Source organism: Streptomyces sp. f51 (genome assembly GCF_037940415.1).
In the GTDB taxonomy this organism is placed as follows: Bacteria; Actinomycetota; Actinomycetes; order Streptomycetales; family Streptomycetaceae; genus Streptomyces.
Genome location: NZ_CP149798.1, coordinates 1,232,687 through 1,252,928 on the forward strand (window position 1 = coordinate 1,232,687; position 20,242 = coordinate 1,252,928).

The 20,242-nt window shown below is 70.6% G+C and carries 14 protein-coding genes; 8 read left to right on the forward strand and 6 right to left on the reverse strand.

Annotated elements, in window-relative coordinates; genetic code table 11:
* Positions 1-144 precede the first annotated feature (144 nt).
* Positions 145-450, forward strand: a complete 306-nt coding sequence (locus tag WJM95_RS05545) for a ferredoxin (protein WP_339128327.1) — start codon at positions 145-147, stop codon at positions 448-450.
* Positions 451-548: 98 nt separating this feature from the next.
* Here the strand turns inward: WJM95_RS05545 and WJM95_RS05550 are convergent, their stop codons facing one another.
* From WJM95_RS05550 to WJM95_RS05560, 3 genes are all read right to left on the reverse strand, one after another.
* Entirely contained in the window at positions 549-1,124 is a 576-nt protein-coding gene (locus WJM95_RS05550; protein WP_339128328.1) for a hypothetical protein, read from the reverse strand.
* Positions 1,125-1,687: 563 nt separating this feature from the next.
* Positions 1,688-2,590, reverse strand: a complete 903-nt coding sequence (locus WJM95_RS05555) for a tRNA (adenine-N1)-methyltransferase (RefSeq protein WP_339128330.1) — start codon at positions 2,588-2,590, stop codon at positions 1,688-1,690.
* Positions 2,591-2,631: 41 nt separating this feature from the next.
* Positions 2,632-4,413 (reverse strand): site-2 protease family protein, encoded by a 1,782-nt coding sequence (locus WJM95_RS05560; RefSeq protein ID WP_339128331.1) that lies wholly within the window; start codon positions 4,411-4,413, stop codon positions 2,632-2,634.
* A gap of 177 nt (positions 4,414-4,590) precedes the next feature.
* Here WJM95_RS05560 and WJM95_RS05565 point away from each other — a divergent pair, with 177 nt between their 5' ends.
* Complete coding sequence (locus WJM95_RS05565) at positions 4,591-5,553, forward strand: PD-(D/E)XK nuclease family protein (RefSeq protein WP_339128332.1); 963 nt, start codon at positions 4,591-4,593, stop codon at positions 5,551-5,553.
* 14 nt (positions 5,554-5,567) lie between these two features.
* Positions 5,568-6,239: a response regulator transcription factor gene (locus WJM95_RS05570; RefSeq protein WP_037628456.1), complete on the forward strand. Its 672-nt coding sequence runs from the start codon at positions 5,568-5,570 to the stop codon at positions 6,237-6,239.
* 192 nt (positions 6,240-6,431) lie between these two features.
* Here the strand turns inward: WJM95_RS05570 and WJM95_RS05575 are convergent, their stop codons facing one another.
* The 3 genes from WJM95_RS05575 to metH all read right to left on the reverse strand — a co-directional run bounded on the left by WJM95_RS05575 (position 6,432) and on the right by metH (position 12,870).
* On the reverse strand, positions 6,432-8,036 hold the full coding sequence (locus tag WJM95_RS05575; RefSeq protein ID WP_339128335.1) for an ABC transporter substrate-binding protein: 1,605 nt from the start codon (positions 8,034-8,036) through the stop codon (positions 6,432-6,434).
* A 464-nt stretch (positions 8,037-8,500) separates the two neighbouring features.
* Positions 8,501-9,202, reverse strand: a complete 702-nt coding sequence (locus tag WJM95_RS05580) for an HAD family phosphatase (RefSeq protein ID WP_339128336.1) — start codon at positions 9,200-9,202, stop codon at positions 8,501-8,503.
* Between the two features lie 140 nt (positions 9,203-9,342).
* Positions 9,343-12,870, reverse strand: coding sequence for a methionine synthase (gene metH, locus WJM95_RS05585; protein ID WP_339128337.1), 3,528 nt, complete (start codon positions 12,868-12,870; stop codon positions 9,343-9,345).
* 267 nt (positions 12,871-13,137) lie between these two features.
* Between metH and WJM95_RS05590 the strand changes: the two genes are divergently transcribed.
* The 5 genes from WJM95_RS05590 to WJM95_RS05610 all read left to right on the forward strand — a co-directional run bounded on the left by WJM95_RS05590 (position 13,138) and on the right by WJM95_RS05610 (position 20,033).
* The gene (locus tag WJM95_RS05590) at positions 13,138-13,902 is read left to right on the forward strand and encodes an IclR family transcriptional regulator (RefSeq protein WP_339128338.1); all 765 of its coding nucleotides are present in this window, start codon (positions 13,138-13,140) and stop codon (positions 13,900-13,902) included.
* Between the two features lie 573 nt (positions 13,903-14,475).
* Complete coding sequence (locus WJM95_RS05595) at positions 14,476-15,264, forward strand: MIP/aquaporin family protein (protein ID WP_339128339.1); 789 nt, start codon at positions 14,476-14,478, stop codon at positions 15,262-15,264.
* A 116-nt stretch (positions 15,265-15,380) separates the two neighbouring features.
* On the forward strand, positions 15,381-16,919 hold the full coding sequence (gene glpK, locus WJM95_RS05600; protein ID WP_339128340.1) for a glycerol kinase GlpK: 1,539 nt from the start codon (positions 15,381-15,383) through the stop codon (positions 16,917-16,919).
* 19 nt (positions 16,920-16,938) lie between these two features.
* Positions 16,939-18,555 (forward strand): glycerol-3-phosphate dehydrogenase/oxidase, encoded by a 1,617-nt coding sequence (locus tag WJM95_RS05605; protein ID WP_339128341.1) that lies wholly within the window; start codon positions 16,939-16,941, stop codon positions 18,553-18,555.
* 293 nt (positions 18,556-18,848) lie between these two features.
* Positions 18,849-20,033, forward strand: coding sequence for a PAC2 family protein (locus tag WJM95_RS05610; RefSeq protein ID WP_339128342.1), 1,185 nt, complete (start codon positions 18,849-18,851; stop codon positions 20,031-20,033).
* The last annotated feature ends 209 nt before the right edge of the window (positions 20,034-20,242 follow it).

The following is a 20,242-nucleotide window of genomic DNA, read 5'->3' on the forward strand; positions in this document are numbered from 1 at the left end:
CTTGCGCTCTCCCTCACGCCAGGGGAATACCCACCGAACATGATTGGGAAGCGGGCGGAGGTAGGGTCGAAGTGTTCAACACCCGTCAGAGCTGGCCCGATTCCCCAGTCTTCGGTTCGCTCGACGCAGAAAACGGCAGGAGAAATGACCGTGCAGCAGGAGGCCGGAGTCAGCGGCGAGGCGCTTGAGGTCTGGATCGACCAGGATCTCTGTACGGGCGACGGGATCTGCGTCCAGTACGCGCCCGAGGTCTTTGAGCTGGACATCGACGGTCTGGCGTATGTGAAGAGTCCCGAGGACGAGCTTCTCCAGGCCGTGGGCGTCACAACGCCCGTGCCCCTGCCGCTTCTGAGCGACGTGGTGGACTCGGCGAAGGAGTGTCCGGGGGACTGCATCCATGTCCGTCGGGTTTCGGACAAGGTCGAAGTCTTCGGTCCCGACGCGGAGTGACCTTCCGGGTACTCCACGTCATCAGGTGACCGGTTTCTCACACCCTCCGCGGCGCGGAGGGTGTTCTTTTTTGTTCGGGTCTCGCGCCGGGGGCGCGTTCAGGCACCGAGTGCTTCGGACGGCGTCGAGCGTATGAACGCGCCGTTCTTCCACTGCCACTTGGCGTCCTGCTTCAGGTCCGGGCAGCAACTCGGTACGTCGGCCGAGGAGTAGCCGAGGAGCGTGGCGGTGACGGCTCCGTCGCGCACCGCGAAGTCCGTGACGCTGAGGCGGTCCTTGGGGTCGACGAGGGTCGCCACGACCCTGGGCCGCTTCGCTCCCTCCGCCTGGGTGAGGACGTAGACACCGCTGGGCGGGGTGCCCGATCCCGCGTCGCAGCGGACGACGGCGACGGTCTCGGGGCGGCCGTCGCCGTCCAGGTCGCCGGACGCCTTCTTCTCCACGAGGACCTTGGTGGGCCCGCAGACGATCGGGTAGTCCACACCGGCCGCGTCGGGGGCGGCGGCCGTGACCGCCGCCGTCTTCGGTCCGGTGCCGGGCTGGGCCGCTCTCGCCGGGTCGGGATGGATGACCGAGGACAGGGCCACGACTCCGGCGATGGCGGTTGCCGTGGCGACCCACTGGATGGGGCTGGTCTGCGTATGCGCCAGTTCCGGGACAACGGAATGCTGCACTAGGGGTGTCTCCCGCGAGGGCTGTGCCGGTGGGGTGGGTGTCCCGCATGGTGCCACACGTCACAGCCTGGTGGAACGGCGGGGTCCGGACTCGTGGGGAGTTCCTCCGGAGTTTCCGGCGGGGTCCGCGCGAGGCCCCGGCCGGGCCGCCGTGGCCGTGCCGTCCGGGGCACCGGTCGTGCCCTGCGCACCGGCCCTGGCGAAGCCGCCGCGACCTCGTCTTACGGCTCTCGTGGCCGCGCCCGGTGGTCGTCGCGACCCGGCGGATCGGCCCTCACGACCTCGTGTCACGGCCGCCGCGGCTCCCCGCGCAGCCCTCGTCCCCTCGCCGTGCGGCCGCCCTCCGAGGAGCGCCGGGGCTCCGCCGGGAGTCCGCCGCAACGCCCCTCACCGAGCCGTCGCGAAGCCCGTCGCGCGACCCCGGTCCACAGGAGGGAAGTGGGCCGGCCGTCCTGACGGCGGTCCGTGCAGGGGTTCCTGTTGGTGTGTCAAGGCCGAAGCGCTGTGGCCGAGTTCCCGGAGGGGTCCGGGAACTCGGCCACAGGCGTGGTGCGTTGGGTACGTCAGCGGGCGGTGCCGCCGTCGGCGTTCGGGCCGGCGTAGTCCTCGCCGTACGCGCCCTTGGCGGGGCGGCGGCGGCGCATGGGCGGCTCGACGCCGTCCGCGAGGCGGCGGGCGGTGAGCAGGAAGCCGGTGTGGCCGATCATGCGGTGGTCCGGCCGGACGGCCAGGCCCTCGATGTGCCAGTTGCGGATCATCGATTCCCAGGCGGTCGGCTCGTTGAAGCAGCCGATCTCGCGGATCGACTCGACGGTCCGCGCGAGCTGGGTGGTGGTCGCCACGTAGCAGCAGAGGATGCCGCCGGGGACGAGCGCCTTGGAGACGGCCTCCAGGCATTCCCAGGGGGCGAGCATGTCGAGGATGACGCGGTCGACGTCGGTGTCGCTCAGGTTGTCCTGGAGGTCGCCGACGGTGAGCTGCCAGGCGGGGTGGGGTCCACCGAAGTAGCGCTCCACGTTCTGCTGGGCGATCTCGGCGAAGTCCTCGCGGCGCTCGTAGGAGTGCAGCATGCCCTGGTCGCCGATGGCGCGCAGCAGGAAGCTGCTCAGCGAGCCGGAGCCGACTCCCGCTTCCACGACGCGGGCGCCGGGGAAGATGTCGGCGAAGGCCAGGATCTGCCCCGCGTCCTTGGGGTAGACCACGGCGGCGCCGCGGGGCATGGACAGGACGTAGTCGGGGAGCAGGGGGCGCAGCGCGAGATAGGCGACGTTCCCCGTGGTGCGGACAACGCTGCCCTCGGGAGCGCCGATCAGCTCGTCGTGGGGGAAGGAACCCTTGTGGGTGTGGAAGTTCTTCCCGGCCTCGAGCGTGAACGTGTAGTGGCGGCCCTTGGGGTCGGTCAGCTGTACCTGGTCCCCGACCTTGAAGGGCCCGCGCCTGCGGGCGGCACCGGTCGGTTCGGACATGTGAACAGCCTACCGGTCCCCGGCGGGGCCGCCGACCACGGTCAGGAGGGGCGGGCCATGGCCTTGACGAAGGCGCGTTCCACGTCGGCGGCGGACAGGACGCCGTAGATCTCGCCGGAGTCCTCGACGACGAGGTATTCGGTGGCGGGGCTGGCGCGCAGGGCGTCGAGGAGGTCCTCTCCTGCGAGTTCGGCGGAGACGCGCATGCCGTCGGTGAGGTCCTGGGCGAGGCCGCTGACGGCGACCCAGGGGCGGCGGTGTTCGGGGACGCCGACGATGGCGGCCTCGCGGACCAGGGAGAGGGGTTCGCCGTCGGCGTCGACGACGACGAGGGCGCGGGCGCCGACGTCGTTGGCGCGGCGGAGCGCTTCGGAGAGGGGGGTGGTGGTCTCGACGGGGACGGCGCGGCGGGTGAGGCTGCGGGCGCGCAGTTCCGGGAGGTGTTCGCGCAGGCGGGCCACGCGGAGGCTGTTGCCGGCGCCGGTCCAGATGATCGCCGCGAGGATGGCGGCGAGGAGGGCGTCGGTGACGGTGTCCATGCTGCCGGTGTTCTCGGGGGCGGCGCCGAGTGCCGAGGACCGGGTGAGCAGGGGCAGGCCGATGAGGACGGAGACGGCGAGGGCGCGGCCGACCCAGGCGGCGGCGACGGTGCCGCTCATGGCCCTGCCGGTGATCTTCCAGACGACGGCGCGGAGCATCCGGCCGCCGTCGAGGGGCAGGCCGGGGAGCAGGTTGAAGGCGGCGACGATGAGGTTGGAGACCATCAGGCCGGCCAGCAGGACGCCGGGTACGGTGCCGGGCTCGACGGGCAGCATGGCGAGGTAGAAGAGGCCGGACAGGACGAGGGAGAGGAGGGGGCCGACGAAGGCGAGGACGAACTCGCGGCCGGGGGTCTCGGCTTCCTTCTCGATCTCGGAGACGCCGCCGAAGAACTGGAGCTGGATGCGGCGTACGGGGAGTTTGAAGCGGAGGGCGGCGACGGTGTGGGCGAGTTCGTGGACGAGGACGGAGGCGTAGAAGGCGACGGCGAAGAAGAGGGAGACGAGGTAGCGGGCGGCGCCGAGGTCGGGCAGGACGCGGTCGAGCTGGCCGCCGAAGACCCAGGTGATCAGGGCCGCGACGAGGAACCAGCTGGGGGCGACGTACACGGGGACGCCGAAGGGGCGGCCCATGAGGAGTCCGCCGCCGGGTTCCTTGGCGCGGCGGGGCGGGCGTCCGGCGGTGCCGCTGCGGGCGCGGGTGCGGGGGGTGTCGGCGGGTTCGTCCTGGTCCCGGTCGCGGTCGGTGCCGGCGGTCGGGGTGGTGGTTCCGAAGGGTGCCGAGGGGTCTTCGTGGGGTGCGTCCTCGCCGGTGCGCGCGGTGGGGGCGGGGGTCTTCGTCAGCGGGTCGCCGGCCGGTGCGGCGGGGGCCGCGGCCTCGGGTCCGGGGGTCGGCTCGGCTCCGGTGGGGCCCGGGGTCGGCTCGGGTCGGTCCGTGGTCGGGTCCGGTCCGGTCGTGTCCGGGGGCGTCGCGGTGTCGTCGGGCCCGGTCTCCGGGTGGGAGAGGGGGCCGTCGGACGGCCGGGCGGTGGTGCCCTCCTGCGGGTGGGGGGTGTCCTCGGGCCGAGCGGGGGGTGCGGTCCGGTCCCGGGGACCGTGGTCCGCGTCGGGCCGGGTCCGGGAGTCGTGGCCGGCGGCCGTGGGGTCCGGCCCGGTGGTCTCGGGCGTCGCTGGTCCGGGGTGCGCGCCGGAGGCCGGACCGGTGGAGGCCGGGGGCCTCTCGTGGTGCTCGGTCGTCTCGCCCGTACCGGACCGCGGCTGCCCGCTCCCGCCGCTCTCGTCCACGATGTCCCCTCGTTCGAAGCGTCCCCCGCCCCCCGGTTCGTGTGGAGCGGGAGGGTCTGGAGTCGATGGTATGCGGCCGTCGCGGCGCGTTCCGCCCCGGCACCCCTTGTGTTTTCCGTGCCGTCGTGCCCGCCGGGACCGGTTCACTGTCGGTGGCGGGCCGTATGGTCTGTTGTCATGGAAACCAGCACCGAGGGCGCCGTGCCCGAAGAACCGGCCGTGGCCGACGGAGCTCTCGTGGGCCAAGCCGTCGGCGGGGCCGTCGTGGACGGTCCGGCTCCCGCGGTCGCGCGCGCGCCCGCCTCGCTGTCGCCCTCGCGTGCCAGTGACTTCATGCAGTGTCCGTTGCTCTACCGGTTCCGAGTGATCGACAAGCTGCCCGAGAAGCCGAGCGAGGCGGCGACCAGGGGGACCCTGGTGCACGCGGTCCTGGAGCGGCTGTTCGACGCGCCGGCCGTGGACCGGACGGCGCCGCGGGCCAAGTCGTTGATCCCGGCGCAGTGGGACCGGCTGCGGGAGACGAAGCCCGAGGTCGTGGAGCTGTTCGCGGACGACCCGGAGGGCGAGCGGCTCGCGCGCTGGCTGTCCGAGGCCGAGCGGCTGGTGGAGCGCTGGTTCACGCTGGAGGACCCGACACGGCTCGAACCGGCCGAGCGGGAGCTGTTCGTGGAGGCGCGGCTGGATTCCGGGCTGACGCTGCGCGGGATCATCGACCGGGTCGATGTGGCGCCGTCGGGCGAGGTCCGGATCGTCGACTACAAGACCGGCAAGGCGCCGCGGCCCGAGTACGCCGAGGGCGCCCTGTTCCAGATGAAGTTCTACGCGCTGGTGGTGTGGCGGCTGAAGCGGGTGGTCCCCCGCCGTCTCCAGCTCGTGTATCTGGGCAGCGGCGACGTGCTGACATACGACCCCGAGATCGGGGACCTGGAGCGGGTCGAGCGCAAGCTGCTCGCTCTGTGGGACGCGATCCGGGAGGCGACGGAGACGGGTGAGTGGCGGCCGCGCCCCACCAAGCTCTGCGGCTGGTGTGATCACCAAGCGGTGTGTCCGGAATTCGGTGGTACTCCCCCGGCATATCCGCTCCCGGTCAGGGCGCCCGGGTCGGGTGCGGGTGAGCAGGGCAGAATGGGGCCGGACTAGCGAAGGAGACTTACGTGGCCATCCGCGTCCTACTGGTCGACGACCAGCCGCTGCTGCGCACCGGGTTCCGGATGATTCTGGAGGCGGAGCCGGATCTCGCGGTCGTCGGCGAGGCCGGTGACGGTCTCCAGGCACTCGATCAAGTGCGTGCGCTCCAGCCCGATGTGGTTCTGATGGACATCCGTATGCCGCGGATGGACGGTGTGGAGGCGACGCGGCAGATCACAGGACCCGGCCGGGACGGTCCGGCGAAGGTGCTGGTGCTGACGACGTTCGACCTCGACGAGTACGTGGTGGAGGCGCTTCGGGCCGGTGCCAGCGGTTTCCTCCTCAAGGACGCGCCGGCCAACGAGCTGGTGCAGGCGATCCGGGTGGTGGCGGCGGGCGAGGCGATGCTCGCGCCGAGCATCACGCGTCGCCTGCTGGACAAGTACGCGGGCCATCTCCCGTCCGGGGACGAGCCGGTTCCGGACACGCTGCACACGCTGACCGACCGTGAGGTCGAGGTGCTGAAGCTGGTGGCGCGTGGTCTGTCGAACGCGGAGATCGCGGCCGATCTGTTCGTCAGCGAGACCACGGTCAAGACGCATGTGGGGCATGTGCTGACGAAGCTGGGGCTGCGCGACCGGGTGCAGGCCGCGGTGTACGCGTACGAGAGCGGGCTGGTGCGTCCCGGCGCGCAGTAGCGCCCGGCCGTCCCCGGGGCCCGGCCCCGTCGGGAGAGCGCGAAAGGGCGCCCGTTCCACAACGGAACGGGCGCCCTTCGGCGTACCGGGGACGCGGCGGCGCCGTGTCCGCCTGTCGAACCCGAAAGACCCGGGACCGTCGGGTCCCGGGTCGGGCCCGGGGCCTGTCGGCCCCGGGTCTTGATGCTCAGGTCACTCGCTGACGCCGCGGCTCAGCTCCCAGAGCTGAAGGGTGGAGGAGGAGTTGAGCGCCCACTCCGAGCCCGTGATGTCGTCACGCGCGGCTATGTACTGCTTGCCCTGCCAGAGCGGGATGACCGGGACGTCGTTGGCGACGATGTCCTGGATGGTCGTGAGGCTCTTGGAGGCGGTGAGACGGTCGGCCTCGCGTCGCGAGTCCGGGATCAGGGTGTTGCTGATCCGGGGGTTCGAGTACGGCGAGCCGAGGAAGTTGTCCTTGTCGAGGAAGGGCGCGAGGTAGTTGTCGGCGTCGGGGAAGTCGGGGAACCAACCCATGCCGTAGACCTCGTAGTCGCCCTTCTGCTCGGCCGGACGGAACTTGGCCCACGGCGTGCCCTGGATGCTGACGTCGAACAGACCGGTCGCGTTGAGCTGCTTCTTCAGGACCTGGAACTCCTGCGCGGTGACCGTACCGTAGTGGTCGGTCGTGTAGTGCAGGGTCAGCTTGACCGGGGTGGTGATGCCGGCCTTGTTCAGCAGCGACTGGGCGCGGCTGACGCTCGGGTCGCCGTACTTGTTGAAGAACGCGTTGGCGTGGCCGGTGATGGTCGCCGGGACCAGCGAGTAGAGCGGCTCGGCCTGGGAACCGTAGACCTTGGAGATGAGCTCGCCGCGGTTGATCACCTGGGCCATGGCCTGGCGGACGGCGGTCGACTTCACCGACGGGGCGTTGGTGTTGAAGGCCAGGTAGCGGATTTCGAGGCCGGGCATCTCGTTCAGGTTGATGTTGCCGCCCGAAGCGTTGTCCAGCTTGTTGATCTGCTCCGGCGTCATCGAGCGCGTCATCAGGTCGATGTCGCCCTTGTCGAGGGCCGTGCCCATGGCGTTGGCGTCCGTGAAGGAGCGCAGCTCGACCTGGGAGTTCTTGACCTTCAGCTGGCCCGTGTAGTGCGGGTTCTTCGTGAAGACGGCCCGGGTGACGGTGTCGTCCTTGGAGTCGATCTTCACGGTGTAAGGACCGGAGCCGTCCACGGAGAAGCCGTCGCGCAGGTGGTTCTTCTCGTAGTCCTTCGAGCTCACGATGCCGGCGACCGGGGTCGACAGCTTGAACGGGAAGGTCGCGTCGGCGATCTTGAGGTGGAAGATCACCTCGCGGTCGCCACGGGTCTCGACGGTGTCGACGGTGGACAGCAGGGCCGCGACACCACTGTCGGCCTTGATGGCCCTGGCACGGTCGATGGAGAACTTGACGTCCTTGGCGGTGATCGCGTCACCGTTGGAGAACTCCAGGCCCTCGCGCAGCGTGCACGCGTAGCGCTCGTTGCCGCTGTCGGTGAAGCCGCACTTCTCGGCCGCCTCGGGCTGGGGCTCACCGTCACCACGCGGCTGGACCATCAGCGTCTGCACGGTCTGACGGAGCACGTTCCAGGTGCCGACGTCGTAGGCGTACGCCGGGTCGAACGGTGCCGGGGCATCCTTCGAGGCGGTGAACTGGTCCGTGGTACCGACAACGATGGCATCGCCGCTGTTGCCCCCGCTGGCGGACCCGCCGCAGGCGGCGAGCACTGGGGCGAGCAGGCCGACCACGGCCGGCAGCACCAAAGTCTTGCGGTTCATGCTCGTGTTTCTCCAGAGCTGTAGGTTCCGCGAACCGGCATGCAGGGGTGGCGCGGCGGTCACGGGGTTACGGCGATGTTCTCGCGATGACATTAGTCCGCACCACAACGTCGTCCATACCGGTACCGGAGCCGTCTTCCGCTCACGCTGCGAAACCGGGCGTGGACACACCGATAACCCGACACGGGAAGGATTAGTGCAGGCTTTCATCAATCGGGACACAAGGGCACGCGAAGCCTTCACACATGGGCGGTGCGTGCACAATCCGGTCCGACTGTCGACCCTCCGTAACGTGGCGAACGTCACACCGTAAAATTGATTGAGGCGTACCGGAATTAGTGGTTCCGCCCCGATTTGAATTCCTGAAGACCCTCGCCCGCGCTTACCACACGGAACGCCCGCGCCTTTCCCGCGCATTCGATTCCGCACGCTGCGCCATGAAGCGGGCGACGTTCCGTGATCGGTCAGTGCGCCTTTGTCATCACACGATGCAAAAAGGGCAGGTCGACCTCTTCGAGGGAACGCACCACGGTACGGCGGGCGGCCGGGCTGATGGGGGCGACCGAGGGCACGGCGATCACCTGGCAGCCCGCGGCCTCGGCGGAGGCGACGCCGGTCGACGTGTCCTCGATGACGGCGCAGCGCGCCGGTTCGGCACCGAGCCGAGCGGCCGCGAGGAGGTAGGGGTCGGGGAACGGCTTGGTCCGCTCGACCTCGTCGCCGGCGACGGTCAGGGCGAAGAAGTGGGAGCCGATCGCGCCAAGGACACGGTCGATGATCCGCCGGTGCGAGGCCGAGACCAGTGCGGTGGGCATCTCGTGCGCCGCGAGCTCGGCGAGCAGCCGGGCGGCTCCGGGCATCAGCGGCAGGGAGTGGCCGATGCGCTCCTCGAAACCGTCGTTGAGCAGCACGGACAGTTCGGGCAGGGTGATGTCGGCGCCGGTGGCCTCGATGAGGAATCCCGCGCTGCGGGTCATGGGTCCGCCGACCACAACATGGCGCCAGGAGTCGTCCAGGGTGTGTCCGAGGGCGGCGAAGACGGCGACCTCCACGTCCCACCAGAAACCCTCGGTGTCCACCAGGGTTCCGTCCATGTCGAGGAGCACGGCCTGAAGGGCTGAGCCTTCGGCCGTACGGGTTCCGAGCGCGGGGACCGTACTGGTCATCCTGGCGCACCTCCTTGAGGGACGATCAGGCCGGCCGCCCCCTTGTACGCCAGGGGACGACCGGCCTGCGATGGACCGACCAGTGTACGACTTATCCGATCAGTGTGCGTCGTGCCGCGTGCCGCGGCGCGTCGGGACCCTCACCGTGCGTTGAAGTACTTCGCCTCGGGGTGGTGGATGACGATGGCGTCGGTCGACTGCTCGGGGTGGAGCTGGAACTCCTCGGAGAGGTGGACGCCGATGCGCTCCGGTTCGAGGAGCTCGGCGATCTTGGCGCGGTCCTCCAGGTTCGGGCAGGCGCCGTAGCCGAGGGAGAAGCGGGCGCCGCGGTACTTCAGGGCGAACATGTCGTCGATCGCGGCCGGGTCCTCCCCCGCGAAGCCCAGCTCGGAGCGGACGCGCGCGTGCCAGTACTCGGCGAGGGCCTCGGCGAGCTGGACGGACAGGCCGTGCAGTTCGAGGTAGTCGCGGTAGGCGTTGGCCTCGAAGAGCTTGGCGGTCTCCTCGCCGATGCGCGATCCGACGGTGACGACCTGGAGGCCGACCACGTCGGTCTCCCCCGACTCCTCGGGGCGGAAGAAGTCGGCGAGGCAGAGCCGGCGGCCGCGGCTCTGGCGCGGGAAGGTGAACCGGGTCCGCTCGTTGCCCCGGTCGTCCAGGATGATCAGGTCGTCGTCCTTGGAGACGCACGGGAAGTAGCCGTAGACCACGGCGGCCTCCAGCAGGTTGTCCCGCTGGAGCCGGTCGAGCAGTCCGCGCAGCCGCGGCCGGCCCTCGGTCTCGACGAGCTCCTCGTAGGTCGGGCCGTCGCCGGCGCGGGCCTGCTTGAGACCCCACTGGCCCTTGAACAGGGCACCCTCGTCCAGCCAGGAGGCGTACTCCTTGAGCTGGATGCCCTTGATCACGCGGGTGCCGGTGAAGGGGGCCTTCGGTACGGGGTTGTCGACGGAGACGTCGGAGCGGACGTGACCCTCCTGCGGCCGCTCCTCGGTCTCCACGGAGGCGACCGCGCGCACCCGGCGCTGCTTGAGCTCGGGCAGGACCGCGCCGGGCACCCCGCGCTTGACGCCGATGAGGGCGTCCATCAGGCGCAGCCCCTCGAAGGCGTCGCGGGCGTAGCGGACCTCGCCCTGGTAGATCTCGTGGAGGTCCTGCTCGACGTAGGCCCTGGTCAGGGCCGCGCCGCCGAGGATGACGGGGTAGTCGGCGGACAGACCCCGCTGGTTCAGCTCCTCCAGGTTCTCCTTCATGATCACCGTGGACTTGACCAGGAGTCCCGACATGCCGATGACGTCGGCCTTGTGCTCCTCGGCGGCGTCCAGGATCGCGGAGACCGGCTGCTTGATGCCGAGGTTGACGACGTTGTAGCCGTTGTTGGACAGGATGATGTCGACGAGGTTCTTGCCGATGTCGTGGACGTCGCCGCGGACGGTGGCCAGGACGATGGTGCCCTTGCCCTCCGCGTCCGACTTCTCCATGTGGGGTTCGAGGTAGGCGACGGCGGACTTCATGACCTCGGCGGACTGGAGCACGAAGGGCAGCTGCATCTGGCCGGAGCCGAACAGCTCACCGACCACCTTCATGCCGTCGAGGAGGGTCTCGTTGACGATGTCGAGGGCGGGGCGGTCCTGGAGGGCCTCGGCGAGGTCGGTTTCCAGGCCGTTCTTCTCGCCGTCGATGATCCGGCGCTTCAGGCGCTCGTCCAGCGGGAGCGCGGCCAGTTCCTCGGCCTTGCCCGCCTTGAGCGACTTGGTGGTGGCGCCCTCGAACAGGGCCATGAGCTTCTGGAGCGGGTCGTAGCCCTCGGACCGCCGGTCGTGGATGAGGTCGAGGGCGGTGGTGACCTCCTCCTCGCTGAAGCGGGCGATCGGCAGGATCTTGGAGGCGTGGACGATGGCCGAGTCCAGGCCGGCCTTGACGCATTCGTCGAGGAAGACCGAGTTGAGCAGGATGCGGGCGGCCGGGTTGAGGCCGAAGGAGATGTTGGACAGGCCGAGCGTGGTCTGGACGTCGGGGCGGCGGCGCTTGAGCTCGCGGATCGCCTCGATGGTCGCGATGCCGTCCTTGCGGGACTCCTCCTGGCCCGTACAGATGGTGAAGGTCAGGGTGTCGATGAGGATGTCGGACTCGTGGATGCCCCAGTTGCCGGTGAGGTCCTCGATGAGCCGTTCGGCGATGGCGACCTTGGTCTCGACGGTGCGGGCCTGGCCCTCCTCGTCGATGGTCAGGGCGATCAGCGCGGCGCCGTGCTCGCGCGCGAGGCCGGTGACCTTCGCGAACCGGGACTCGGGGCCGTCGCCGTCCTCGTAGTTGACGGAGTTGAGGACCGCGCGGCCGCCGAGGCGCTCCAGTCCCGCGCGCAGGACCTCGACCTCGGTGGAGTCGAGCACGATCGGCAGGGTGGAGGCGGTGGCGAAGCGGCCGGCCAGTTCGTCCATGTCGGCGACGCCGTCGCGGCCGACGTAGTCGACGCAGAGGTCGAGCATGTGCGCGCCCTCGCGGATCTGGTCGCGGGCCATCTCCACGCAGTCGTCCCAGCGGGCCTCCAGCATGGCCTCGCGGAACTTCTTCGAGCCGTTGGCGTTGGTGCGCTCGCCGATCGCCATGTAGGCGGTGTCCTGACGGAACGGGACCGTCTGGTAGAGGGAGGCGGCGCCGGGTTCGGGCCGCGGGCTGCGCTCGGCGGGCGTGAGGCCGTTCACTCGCTCGACCACCTGGCGCAGGTGCTCGGGGGTCGTGCCGCAGCAGCCGCCGATCAGGGAGAGGCCGTAGTCCCGTACGAAGTTCTCCTGGGCGTCGGCGAGTCCCTCGGCGTCGAGCGGGAAGTGGGCGCCGTCCTTCGTCAGGACGGGCAGGCCGGCGTTGGGCATGCACAGCAGGGGGATGCGGGAGTGGCGGGTGAGATAGCGCAGGTGCTCGCTCATCTCGGCGGGGCCCGTCGAGCAGTTCAGGCCGATCATGTCGATGCCGAGCGGTTCCAGCGCGGTCAGGGCGGCGCCGATCTCGGAGCCGAGCAGCATGGTGCCGGTGGTCTCGAAGGCCATCGAGACCAGCAGGGGCACCCGGACGCCGGTCGCCTCCATGGCGCGGTGCGCGCCGAGGACGGAGGACTTGGTCTGGAGCAGGTCCTGGGTGGTCTCGACGATCAGGGCGTCGGCGCCACCGGCGAGCAGGCCCTCGGCGTTGGCCTGGAAGCCGTCGCGCAGGGTGCCGTACGAGACGTGGCCGAGGGTGGGCAGCTTGGTGCCGGGGCCGATCGAGCCGAGGACCCAGCGCTGGCGGCCGTCGCGGGCACCGAAGGAGTCGGCGACCTCGCGGGCGATCCTGGCGCCGGCCTCGGAGAGTTCGTGGACGCGGTCGGCGATGTCGTACTCGGCCGCCGCCGAGTGGTTCGCCCCGAAGGTGTTCGTCTCCACGCAGTCGACGCCGACCTCGAAGTAGGCCTCGTGGACGGAGCGCACGATGTCGGGGCGGGTGATGTTGAGGATCTCGTTGCAGCCCTCGAGGTCCTGGAAGTCCTCGAGCGTGGGGTCCTGCGCCTGAAGCATGGTGCCCATCGCGCCGTCGGCCACCACGACCCGGGTGGCGAGGGCTTCTCGAAGTGCGTCGGTTCGCTGCCGGCCTTCGGAAGGACCGGACGAAAGGGACGGGTTCGGCAACGAGGCCATGAAGGTGCTCCCTGGAGTGCGACGGCTGTCGGCTTTGCGCTTCCCGTGGAAGGCGCACGCCGTCAGGGTAGCCCGGAGCACCACGGATCGGTCATGGGCGTCCACGAGGCGGACGGGTGTGGCGTGGATGGCCGCGGTGTGGAGAAGGACGGAACCGGGGGCGACCACCCATTGGCGGGAGATCGGTGACGACCGGTAGTGTTCGACATTGCCGAACGGCAGCGGGTAGTCGCGCCGGCGGTCGAAGGGGACGGAGGCAGCACGGCGATGGCACGGAACATCCAGTCGCTCGAGCGGGCAGCGGCGATGCTGCGGCTGCTCGCGGGCGGCGAGCGGCAGCTCGGCCTGTCGGACATCGCCTCCTCGCTCGGTCTGGCCAAGGGTACGGCCCACGGCATCCTGCGCACGCTCCAGCAGGAGGGGTTCGTCGAACAGGACGCGGTGTCCGGGCGCTATCAGCTGGGCGCCGAGCTGCTGCGTCTCGGCACCACCTATCTGGACGTGCACGAACTGCGGGCGCGGGCCCTGGTGTGGACCGACGACCTGGCCCGTTCCAGCGGCGAGAGCGTGTATCTGGGCGTGCTGCACCAGCAGGGCGTGCTGATCGTGCACCACGTCTTCCGGCCCGACGACAGCCGGCAGGTCCTGGAGGTCGGGGCGATGCAGCCGCTGCACTCCACGGCCCTGGGCAAGGTGCTGTCGGCGTACGACCCGGTGGCGCACAGCGAGGTCCTGGAGGTCGAGCGCAAGGCGTTCACCCCGCGGACGATCAGTGAGCTGGACGACTTTGAGGGCGTCCTCGACCTGACCCGCGCGCGCGGGTACGCGGACGACGTCGAGGAGACCTGGACGGGGGTGGCCTCGGTCGCCGCCCCGATCCACAACCGGCGGCGGATGCCGGTCGGCGCGGTGGGCATCACCGGGGCCGTGGAGCGGGTCTGCAAGGACGGGGAACTGCGTCCGGAACTGATCGCGGCGGTGCGCGACTGCGCCCGCGCGGTGTCGCGCGACCTGGGTGCCGGGCGCTTCTGACGCGAACGCCGTTCGCGGGGGCGCCACGGGCCGGCGAACGGCGCTGACGGGCCCCTGGGCGCGAACACACCGCCCACGGGGCGGTCATGGAGCCTTCGCCCGCACCCGATGACGCCTGCGCCCACGGCCGCGGGTCGCGGGGGTGCGGTGCCCTCGCGGGCGGTCGTGGCGCGCGCATCGTCGGCCGGCCGTGCCGTCGCACGGGTCGGCCCGCCGCCTTTTTCACACCCGACGGTCCCGTTTCGTACGGGCCGGGGTCCGGGATCCACAGCTGCCGGGGCCGGGAAGCGGAATGCTTCCCGGCCTCCTTCGCATGCTCTCGGACGTGCGACGACGCACCGATAGCACACAGCAATCAATAACGATCCCGTTTTCGATAACCGAACCCTTGACGAGTCGGCGAACCGGGAGCAAGACTCCCGTCCATCGGTCGGCATTGTCGAACACCTACCGGCAATAGGCGTTAGGGTGTGGCAATGCCAGGGCCGAGATCGCTCTCACTCCCCGAGAGCACGAACCACCGGAGGGACCCGGGGTTCGGCTTCCCCTGGACGAAGGACAAAGGAGTCGCGGGTGTCCAGCTCCGACATCTTCATCGGCGAGACCATCGGTACCGCCGTACTCATCCTGCTGGGCGGTGGCGTGTGCGCCGCCGTCACGCTGAAGGCATCCAAGGCGCGCGGCGCCGGATGGCTGGCCATCGCCTTCGGGTGGGGCTTCGCGGTCATGACCGCGGTCTACATCTCGGCGCCGCTGTCGGGTGCCCACCTCAACCCGGCCGTGACGCTCGCGCTCGCGATCAAGAACGACGACTACAGCAACCTCGCCACCTACTGGGGCGGACAGCTGCTCGGCGCCATGATCGGCGCCGCACTGGTCTGGGTCGCCTACTACGGCCAGTTCCTCGCGCACCTCACCGACAGCGAGATCGTCGGCGGCCCCGAGGAGCGGACCGCGAAGGCCGTCGAGGCCGAGGAGCCGGGCGCGGGCCCGGTGCTCGGCGTCTTCTCCACCGGCCCCGAGATCCGCAACGTGGTGCAGAACCTCGCCACCGAGATCATCGGCACCGTGGTCCTGGTCCTCGCGATCCTCACGCAGGGACTGAACAACAACGGCGACGGTCTGGGCGTCCTCGGCGCGCTGATCACCGCCTTCGTCGTGGTGAGCATCGGTCTCTCGCTCGGCGGTCCCACCGGCTACGCGATCAACCCGGCCCGTGACCTCGGTCCGCGCATCGTGCACGCCCTGCTCCCCCTGCCCAACAAGGGTGGTTCCGACTGGAGCTACGCCTGGATACCGGTCGCCGGCCCGCTCATCGGCGGCGCGATCGCAGCAGGCATCTACAACGTCGCCTTCGCCTAGGAGCCCCCGCTCCAGCACGCTTGGAAGCCGCGCCCCATGCACCATGAGCCGCACAGCACCGCTTTGAAGCACCGCGCCGTACGCAGCCCCTCATCCACGGACACCAGGAGCACACCGTGACCGACGCACACACCGCCGGCCCCTTCATCGCCGCCATCGACCAGGGCACCACCTCGTCGCGCTGCATCGTCTTCGACCGTGACGGCCGCATCGTCTCCGTCGACCAGAAGGAGCACGAGCAGATCTTCCCGAAGCCGGGCTGGGTCGAGCACGACGCCACCGAGATCTGGACCAACGTCCAGGAGGTCGTCGCCGGAGCCATCTCGAAGGCCGGCATCACCCGTGACGACATCAAGGCCATCGGCATCACCAACCAGCGCGAGACCACGCTGCTCTGGGACAAGAACACCGGTGAGCCCGTCCACAACGCGCTCGTCTGGCAGGACACCCGCACCGACGCGCTCTGCAAGGAACTCGGCCGCAACGTCGGCCAGGACCGCTTCCGCCGCGAGACCGGCCTGCCGCTCGCGTCGTACTTCGCCGGCCCCAAGGCGCGCTGGCTCCTCGACAACGTCGAGGGCCTGCGCGAGCGCGCCGAGGCCGGGGACATCCTCTTCGGCACCATGGACACCTGGGTCATCTGGAACCTGACCGGTGGTGTCGACGGCGGCAAGCACGTCACCGACGTCACCAACGCCTCGCGCACCATGCTGATGAACCTGCACACCCTCGCCTGGGACGAGAAGATCGCCGAGTCCATCGGCGTCCCGCTGGCGATGCTGCCCGAGATCCGCTCCTCCGCCGAGGTCTACGGCGAGGTCACCGGCGGCCCGCTCGGCGAGCTGCTCGGCGGCATCCCGGTCGCCTCCGCGCTCGGCGACCAGCAGGCGGCCCTGTTCGGCCAGACCTGTTTCTCCGAGGGCGAGGCCAAGTCCACGTACGGCACCGGCACCTTCATGCTGATGAACACCGGTGACAAGATCATCAACTCGTACTCGGGCCTGCTGACCACGGTCGGCTACCGGATCGGCGACCAGGAGCCGGTCTACGCCCTCGAAGGCTCCATCGCCGTCACCGGGTCGCTCGTGCAGTGGATGCGCGACCAGATGGGCCTGATCCAGTCCGCCGCCGAGATCGAGACGCTCGCGTCCTCGGTCGAGGACAACGGCGGCGCCTACTTCGTGCCGGCCTTCTCCGGTCTGTTCGCCCCGTACTGGCGTCCCGACGCCCGCGGTGTGATCGCCGGCCTGACCCGGTACGTCACCAAGGCGCACATCGCGCGCGCCGTCCTGGAGGCCACCGCCTGGCAGACCCGTGAGATCAGCGACGCCATGACCAAGGACTCCGGCGTCGAGCTCACCGCGCTCAAGGTCGACGGCGGCATGACCTCCAACAACCTGCTGATGCAGACCCTGGCCGACGTCCTGGACGCACCCGTGGTGCGCCCGATGGTCGCCGAGACCACCTGCCTCGGCGCCGCCTACGCCGCCGGTCTGGCCGTCGGCTTCTGGACCAACACCGAGGACCTGCGCGCCAACTGGCGCCGGGCCGCGGAATGGACCCCCAACATGGCCGCGGACGTCCGCGACCGTGAGTACAAGAGCTGGCTCAAGGCCGTCGAGCGGACCATGGGCTGGATCGAAGACGAGAACTGACGAGGAGTAAGAACCCGCAATGACCAGCCAGTCCACCACGCAGTCCGTGCCTGCCCTCGGTACGCACCCGGCCTCCGGCTCCAACCCGAGCCGCGCCGAGACCCGGGAACAGCTCTCCAAGGCGACGTACGACCTCCTCGTCATCGGCGGCGGCATCCTGGGCATCTCCACCGCCTGGCACGCCGCGCAGTCCGGGCTGCGGGTGGCTCTGGTCGACGCCGGCGACTTCGCCGGCGCCACCTCCTCCGCGTCCTCCAAGCTCCTCCACGGCGGTCTGCGCTACCTCCAGACCGGCGCGGTGAAGCTGGTCGCCGAGAACCACTTCGAGCGCCGTGCGGTCTCCCGCCAGGTGGCACCCCACCTGGCGAATCCGCTCACGTTCTACCTCCCCGTGTACAAGGGCGGGCCGCACGGCGCGGCGAAGCTCGGAGCGGGCGTCTTCGCCTACTCCGCCCTCTCCGCCTTCGGTGACGGCGTGGGACACCTGCTGAGCCCCTCCAAGGCCGCGCAGGACGTGCCCGAGCTGCGCACCGACAACCTCAAGGCCGTGGCCGTGTACGGCGACGACCAGATGAACGACTCCCGCATGGCGCTGATGACGGTCCGCGCGGCCGTCGAGTCGGGGGCCGCGGTCCTGAACCACGCGGAGGTCACGGGCCTGCGCTTCACCCGGGGCCGGGTGACGGGCGCGGAACTGCGGGACCGGCTGTCCGGCGACGAGTTCGGCGTGAGCGCGCGGCTCGTGCTGAACGCGACCGGCCCGTGGGTCGACCACCTGCGCAGGATGGAGGACCCGAAGGCGGCTCCGTCGATCCGGCTGTCCAAGGGCGCGCACCTGGTCCTCAAGCGCACCTCCCCGTGGAAGGCCGCGCTGGCCACCCCGATCGACAAGTACCGCATCACCTTCGCCCTCCCGTGGGAGGACATGCTGCTGCTCGGCACCACGGACGAGGAGTACGAGGGCGACCCGGCGGACGTCTCGGTCAAGGAGAAGGACACGGCCCAGATACTCGACGAGGCCGCGTTCTCCATCCGCGACCAGCAGCTCTCGCGCGATCTGATCACGTACGCGTTCGCCGGTCTGCGGGTGCTGCCTGGCGGTCCCGGCGACACCTCGAAGGCCAAGCGCGAGACGGTCGTCACGGAGGGCCGGGGCGGGATGCTGTCCGTCGCGGGCGGCAAGTGGACCACCTTCCGGCACATCGGCCGCACCGTCATGAAGAAGCTGGAGTCGCTGCCGGGCCGGCCCCTGGGCGAGGACTTCGAGCCGATCTCCGAACTGCCGAAGCGGATGCCGCTCCCCGGCGTCGCCAATCCGCGGGCGGTCGCCCACCGCCTCCTGGTGGACGGCCCGGCTCCCGGCCCGCGCATGGCCGCCGACACGGCCCGGCATCTGGCCACCCACTACGGCTCGCTGGCCTTCGACATCGCCCGGCTGGCCAACGAGGACCCGGCGCTCGGCGAGCGCGTCCACCCGGACGCCCCGGAGATCTGGGCGCAGGTCGTCTACGCCCGGGACAACGAGTGGGCCGAGACGGCGGACGACGTGCTGCGCCGCCGTACGACGCTGACGATCCGGGGTCTGGCCACGGACGAGGTCCGCGGCCGGGTCCAGGACCTGCTCGACGACAAGTAGGCGTCCACGGACGGGTGAGGGGCGGCTCCCACGGGGGGTGCCGCCCCTCACCCGTGTACGGTCACCGCGCGCGCTCGCGGACCCCTGCGGCGCGGCAAGACGCTCCGCCGGCGGGCGAGTTGGCCGGGGACGGCCGGCCCGGGCCCGCGGGGCGGGGTGGCGGGCGCGCGTGTTTCCCGGGCCCCGACGGGGCAGTGATCCGTTCACTCCCCCGTGCAAGGGGGCTGCGGAGGTCCCCTCGGCACGCCGTAAGGTTGAGGCGTACGCGAGGGCACATCGGAAGGAGGCGCTGGGTGATCGAGCTGGAGGGGGTTCCCGAGCTGATCGACCCAGTCATGGTGGCCGCGTTCGAGGGCTGGAACGACGCCGGTGACGCCGCCTCCGCCGCGGTCGCGCATCTGGACCGGGAATGGAAGGGCGAGGTGTTCGCGGCGCTGGACGCCGAGGACTACTACGACTTCCAGGTGAACCGGCCGACCGTGTGGCTGGACGGCGGCGTACGCAAGATCACCTGGCCCACCACGCGCCTGTCGGTGGTCCGGATCGGCGGCGAGAAGCCGCGCGATCTGGTGCTGGTGCGCGGTATCGAGCCGTCGATGCGCTGGCGCTCGTTCTGCAACGAACTGCTCGGCTTCGCGCACGAACTGGGCGTGGAGCTGGTGGTGATCCTGGGCGCGCTGCTCGGCGACACCCCGCACACCCGTCCGGTGCCGGTCAGCGGGGTCACCTCCGACGCCGATCTGGCCCGCACAATGGATCTGGAGGAGACCAAGTACGAGGGCCCCACGGGCATCGTCGGCATCCTCCAGGAGGCGTGCACGCACGCGGGCGTCCCCGCGGTGTCCCTGTGGGCGGCCGTACCGCACTACGTGTCGCAGCCGCCCAACCCGAAGGCGACGCTGGCCCTGCTCAACCGTCTGGAGGATCTGATCGACCTGCGCATCCCGCTGGGCGAGCTGCCCGAGGACGCGCGGGCCTGGCAGCTGGGCGTCGACCAGCTCGCCGCCGAGGACAGCGAGGTCGCCGAGTACGTGCAGACGCTGGAGGAGGCCCGGGACACCGCCGAGCTGCCCGAGGCGTCCGGCGAGGCGATCGCCCGCGAGTTCGAGCGCTATCTGCGCCGCAGGGACGGCGGCGGTCCGGCGGCGGGAGCCCCGGGCCACGCCACGGAGAGCGGCGAGCCGGCCTCGTACCTCCGCGACACTCCCGGCGGTCGCACCCGGCCGCCGCTGACCCAGCGGCCCGAGTCCGGCGGCGCTCAGGAAGGCGGGGCGGAGGCCCGGGACCGCGAGTCCGGCACGGAACCGGACACGGAGCCGGAGACGGAGCCGGGCACGGAGTCCGGCACCGGTTCGGGCATCGGTTCCGGCGCCGGGACCGGCTCCTCGGAGGGCTCGGACACCCCGCCGCCACGGAACGCGCCGGAGTCCCCCGACACCCCGGACACCTCCGACACGGAGGACCCCACCGGGGAGTGAACTCCCGTCCGGGCCGCCGGAATCGAGACCGCGGGCCGGGCCGCCGGACCGATCGGGAAGGGGCGGTACGCGTCACGCGTACCGCCCCTTCCGGCTGTCCGGGACCGGAGCCGCTTCCGTCGACCACCGCTGCCGCCCCGGCACATGACACCCGCCTCGACGGCCTTTGGCCTGAATCAGGCGTGACATCTGTTTCAGGACGGATTGCA

Excerpts from the sequence above, each read along its gene's own strand:
- WJM95_RS05545 (WP_339128327.1), top strand. The coding sequence starts at position 145 with ATGACCGTGCAGCAGGAGGCCGGAGTCAGCGGCGAGGCGCTTGAGGTC.
- WJM95_RS05555 (WP_339128330.1), bottom strand. The coding sequence starts at position 2,590 with ATGTCCGAACCGACCGGTGCCGCCCGCAGGCGCGGGCCCTTCAAGGTC.
- WJM95_RS05565 (WP_339128332.1), top strand. The coding sequence starts at position 4,591 with ATGGAAACCAGCACCGAGGGCGCCGTGCCCGAAGAACCGGCCGTGGCC.
- WJM95_RS05575 (WP_339128335.1), bottom strand. The coding sequence starts at position 8,036 with ATGAACCGCAAGACTTTGGTGCTGCCGGCCGTGGTCGGCCTGCTCGCC.
- WJM95_RS05580 (WP_339128336.1), bottom strand. The coding sequence starts at position 9,202 with ATGACCAGTACGGTCCCCGCGCTCGGAACCCGTACGGCCGAAGGCTCA.
- metH (WP_339128337.1), bottom strand. The coding sequence starts at position 12,870 with ATGGCCTCGTTGCCGAACCCGTCCCTTTCGTCCGGTCCTTCCGAAGGC.
- WJM95_RS05590 (WP_339128338.1), top strand. The coding sequence starts at position 13,138 with ATGGCACGGAACATCCAGTCGCTCGAGCGGGCAGCGGCGATGCTGCGG.
- WJM95_RS05605 (WP_339128341.1), top strand. The coding sequence starts at position 16,939 with ATGACCAGCCAGTCCACCACGCAGTCCGTGCCTGCCCTCGGTACGCAC.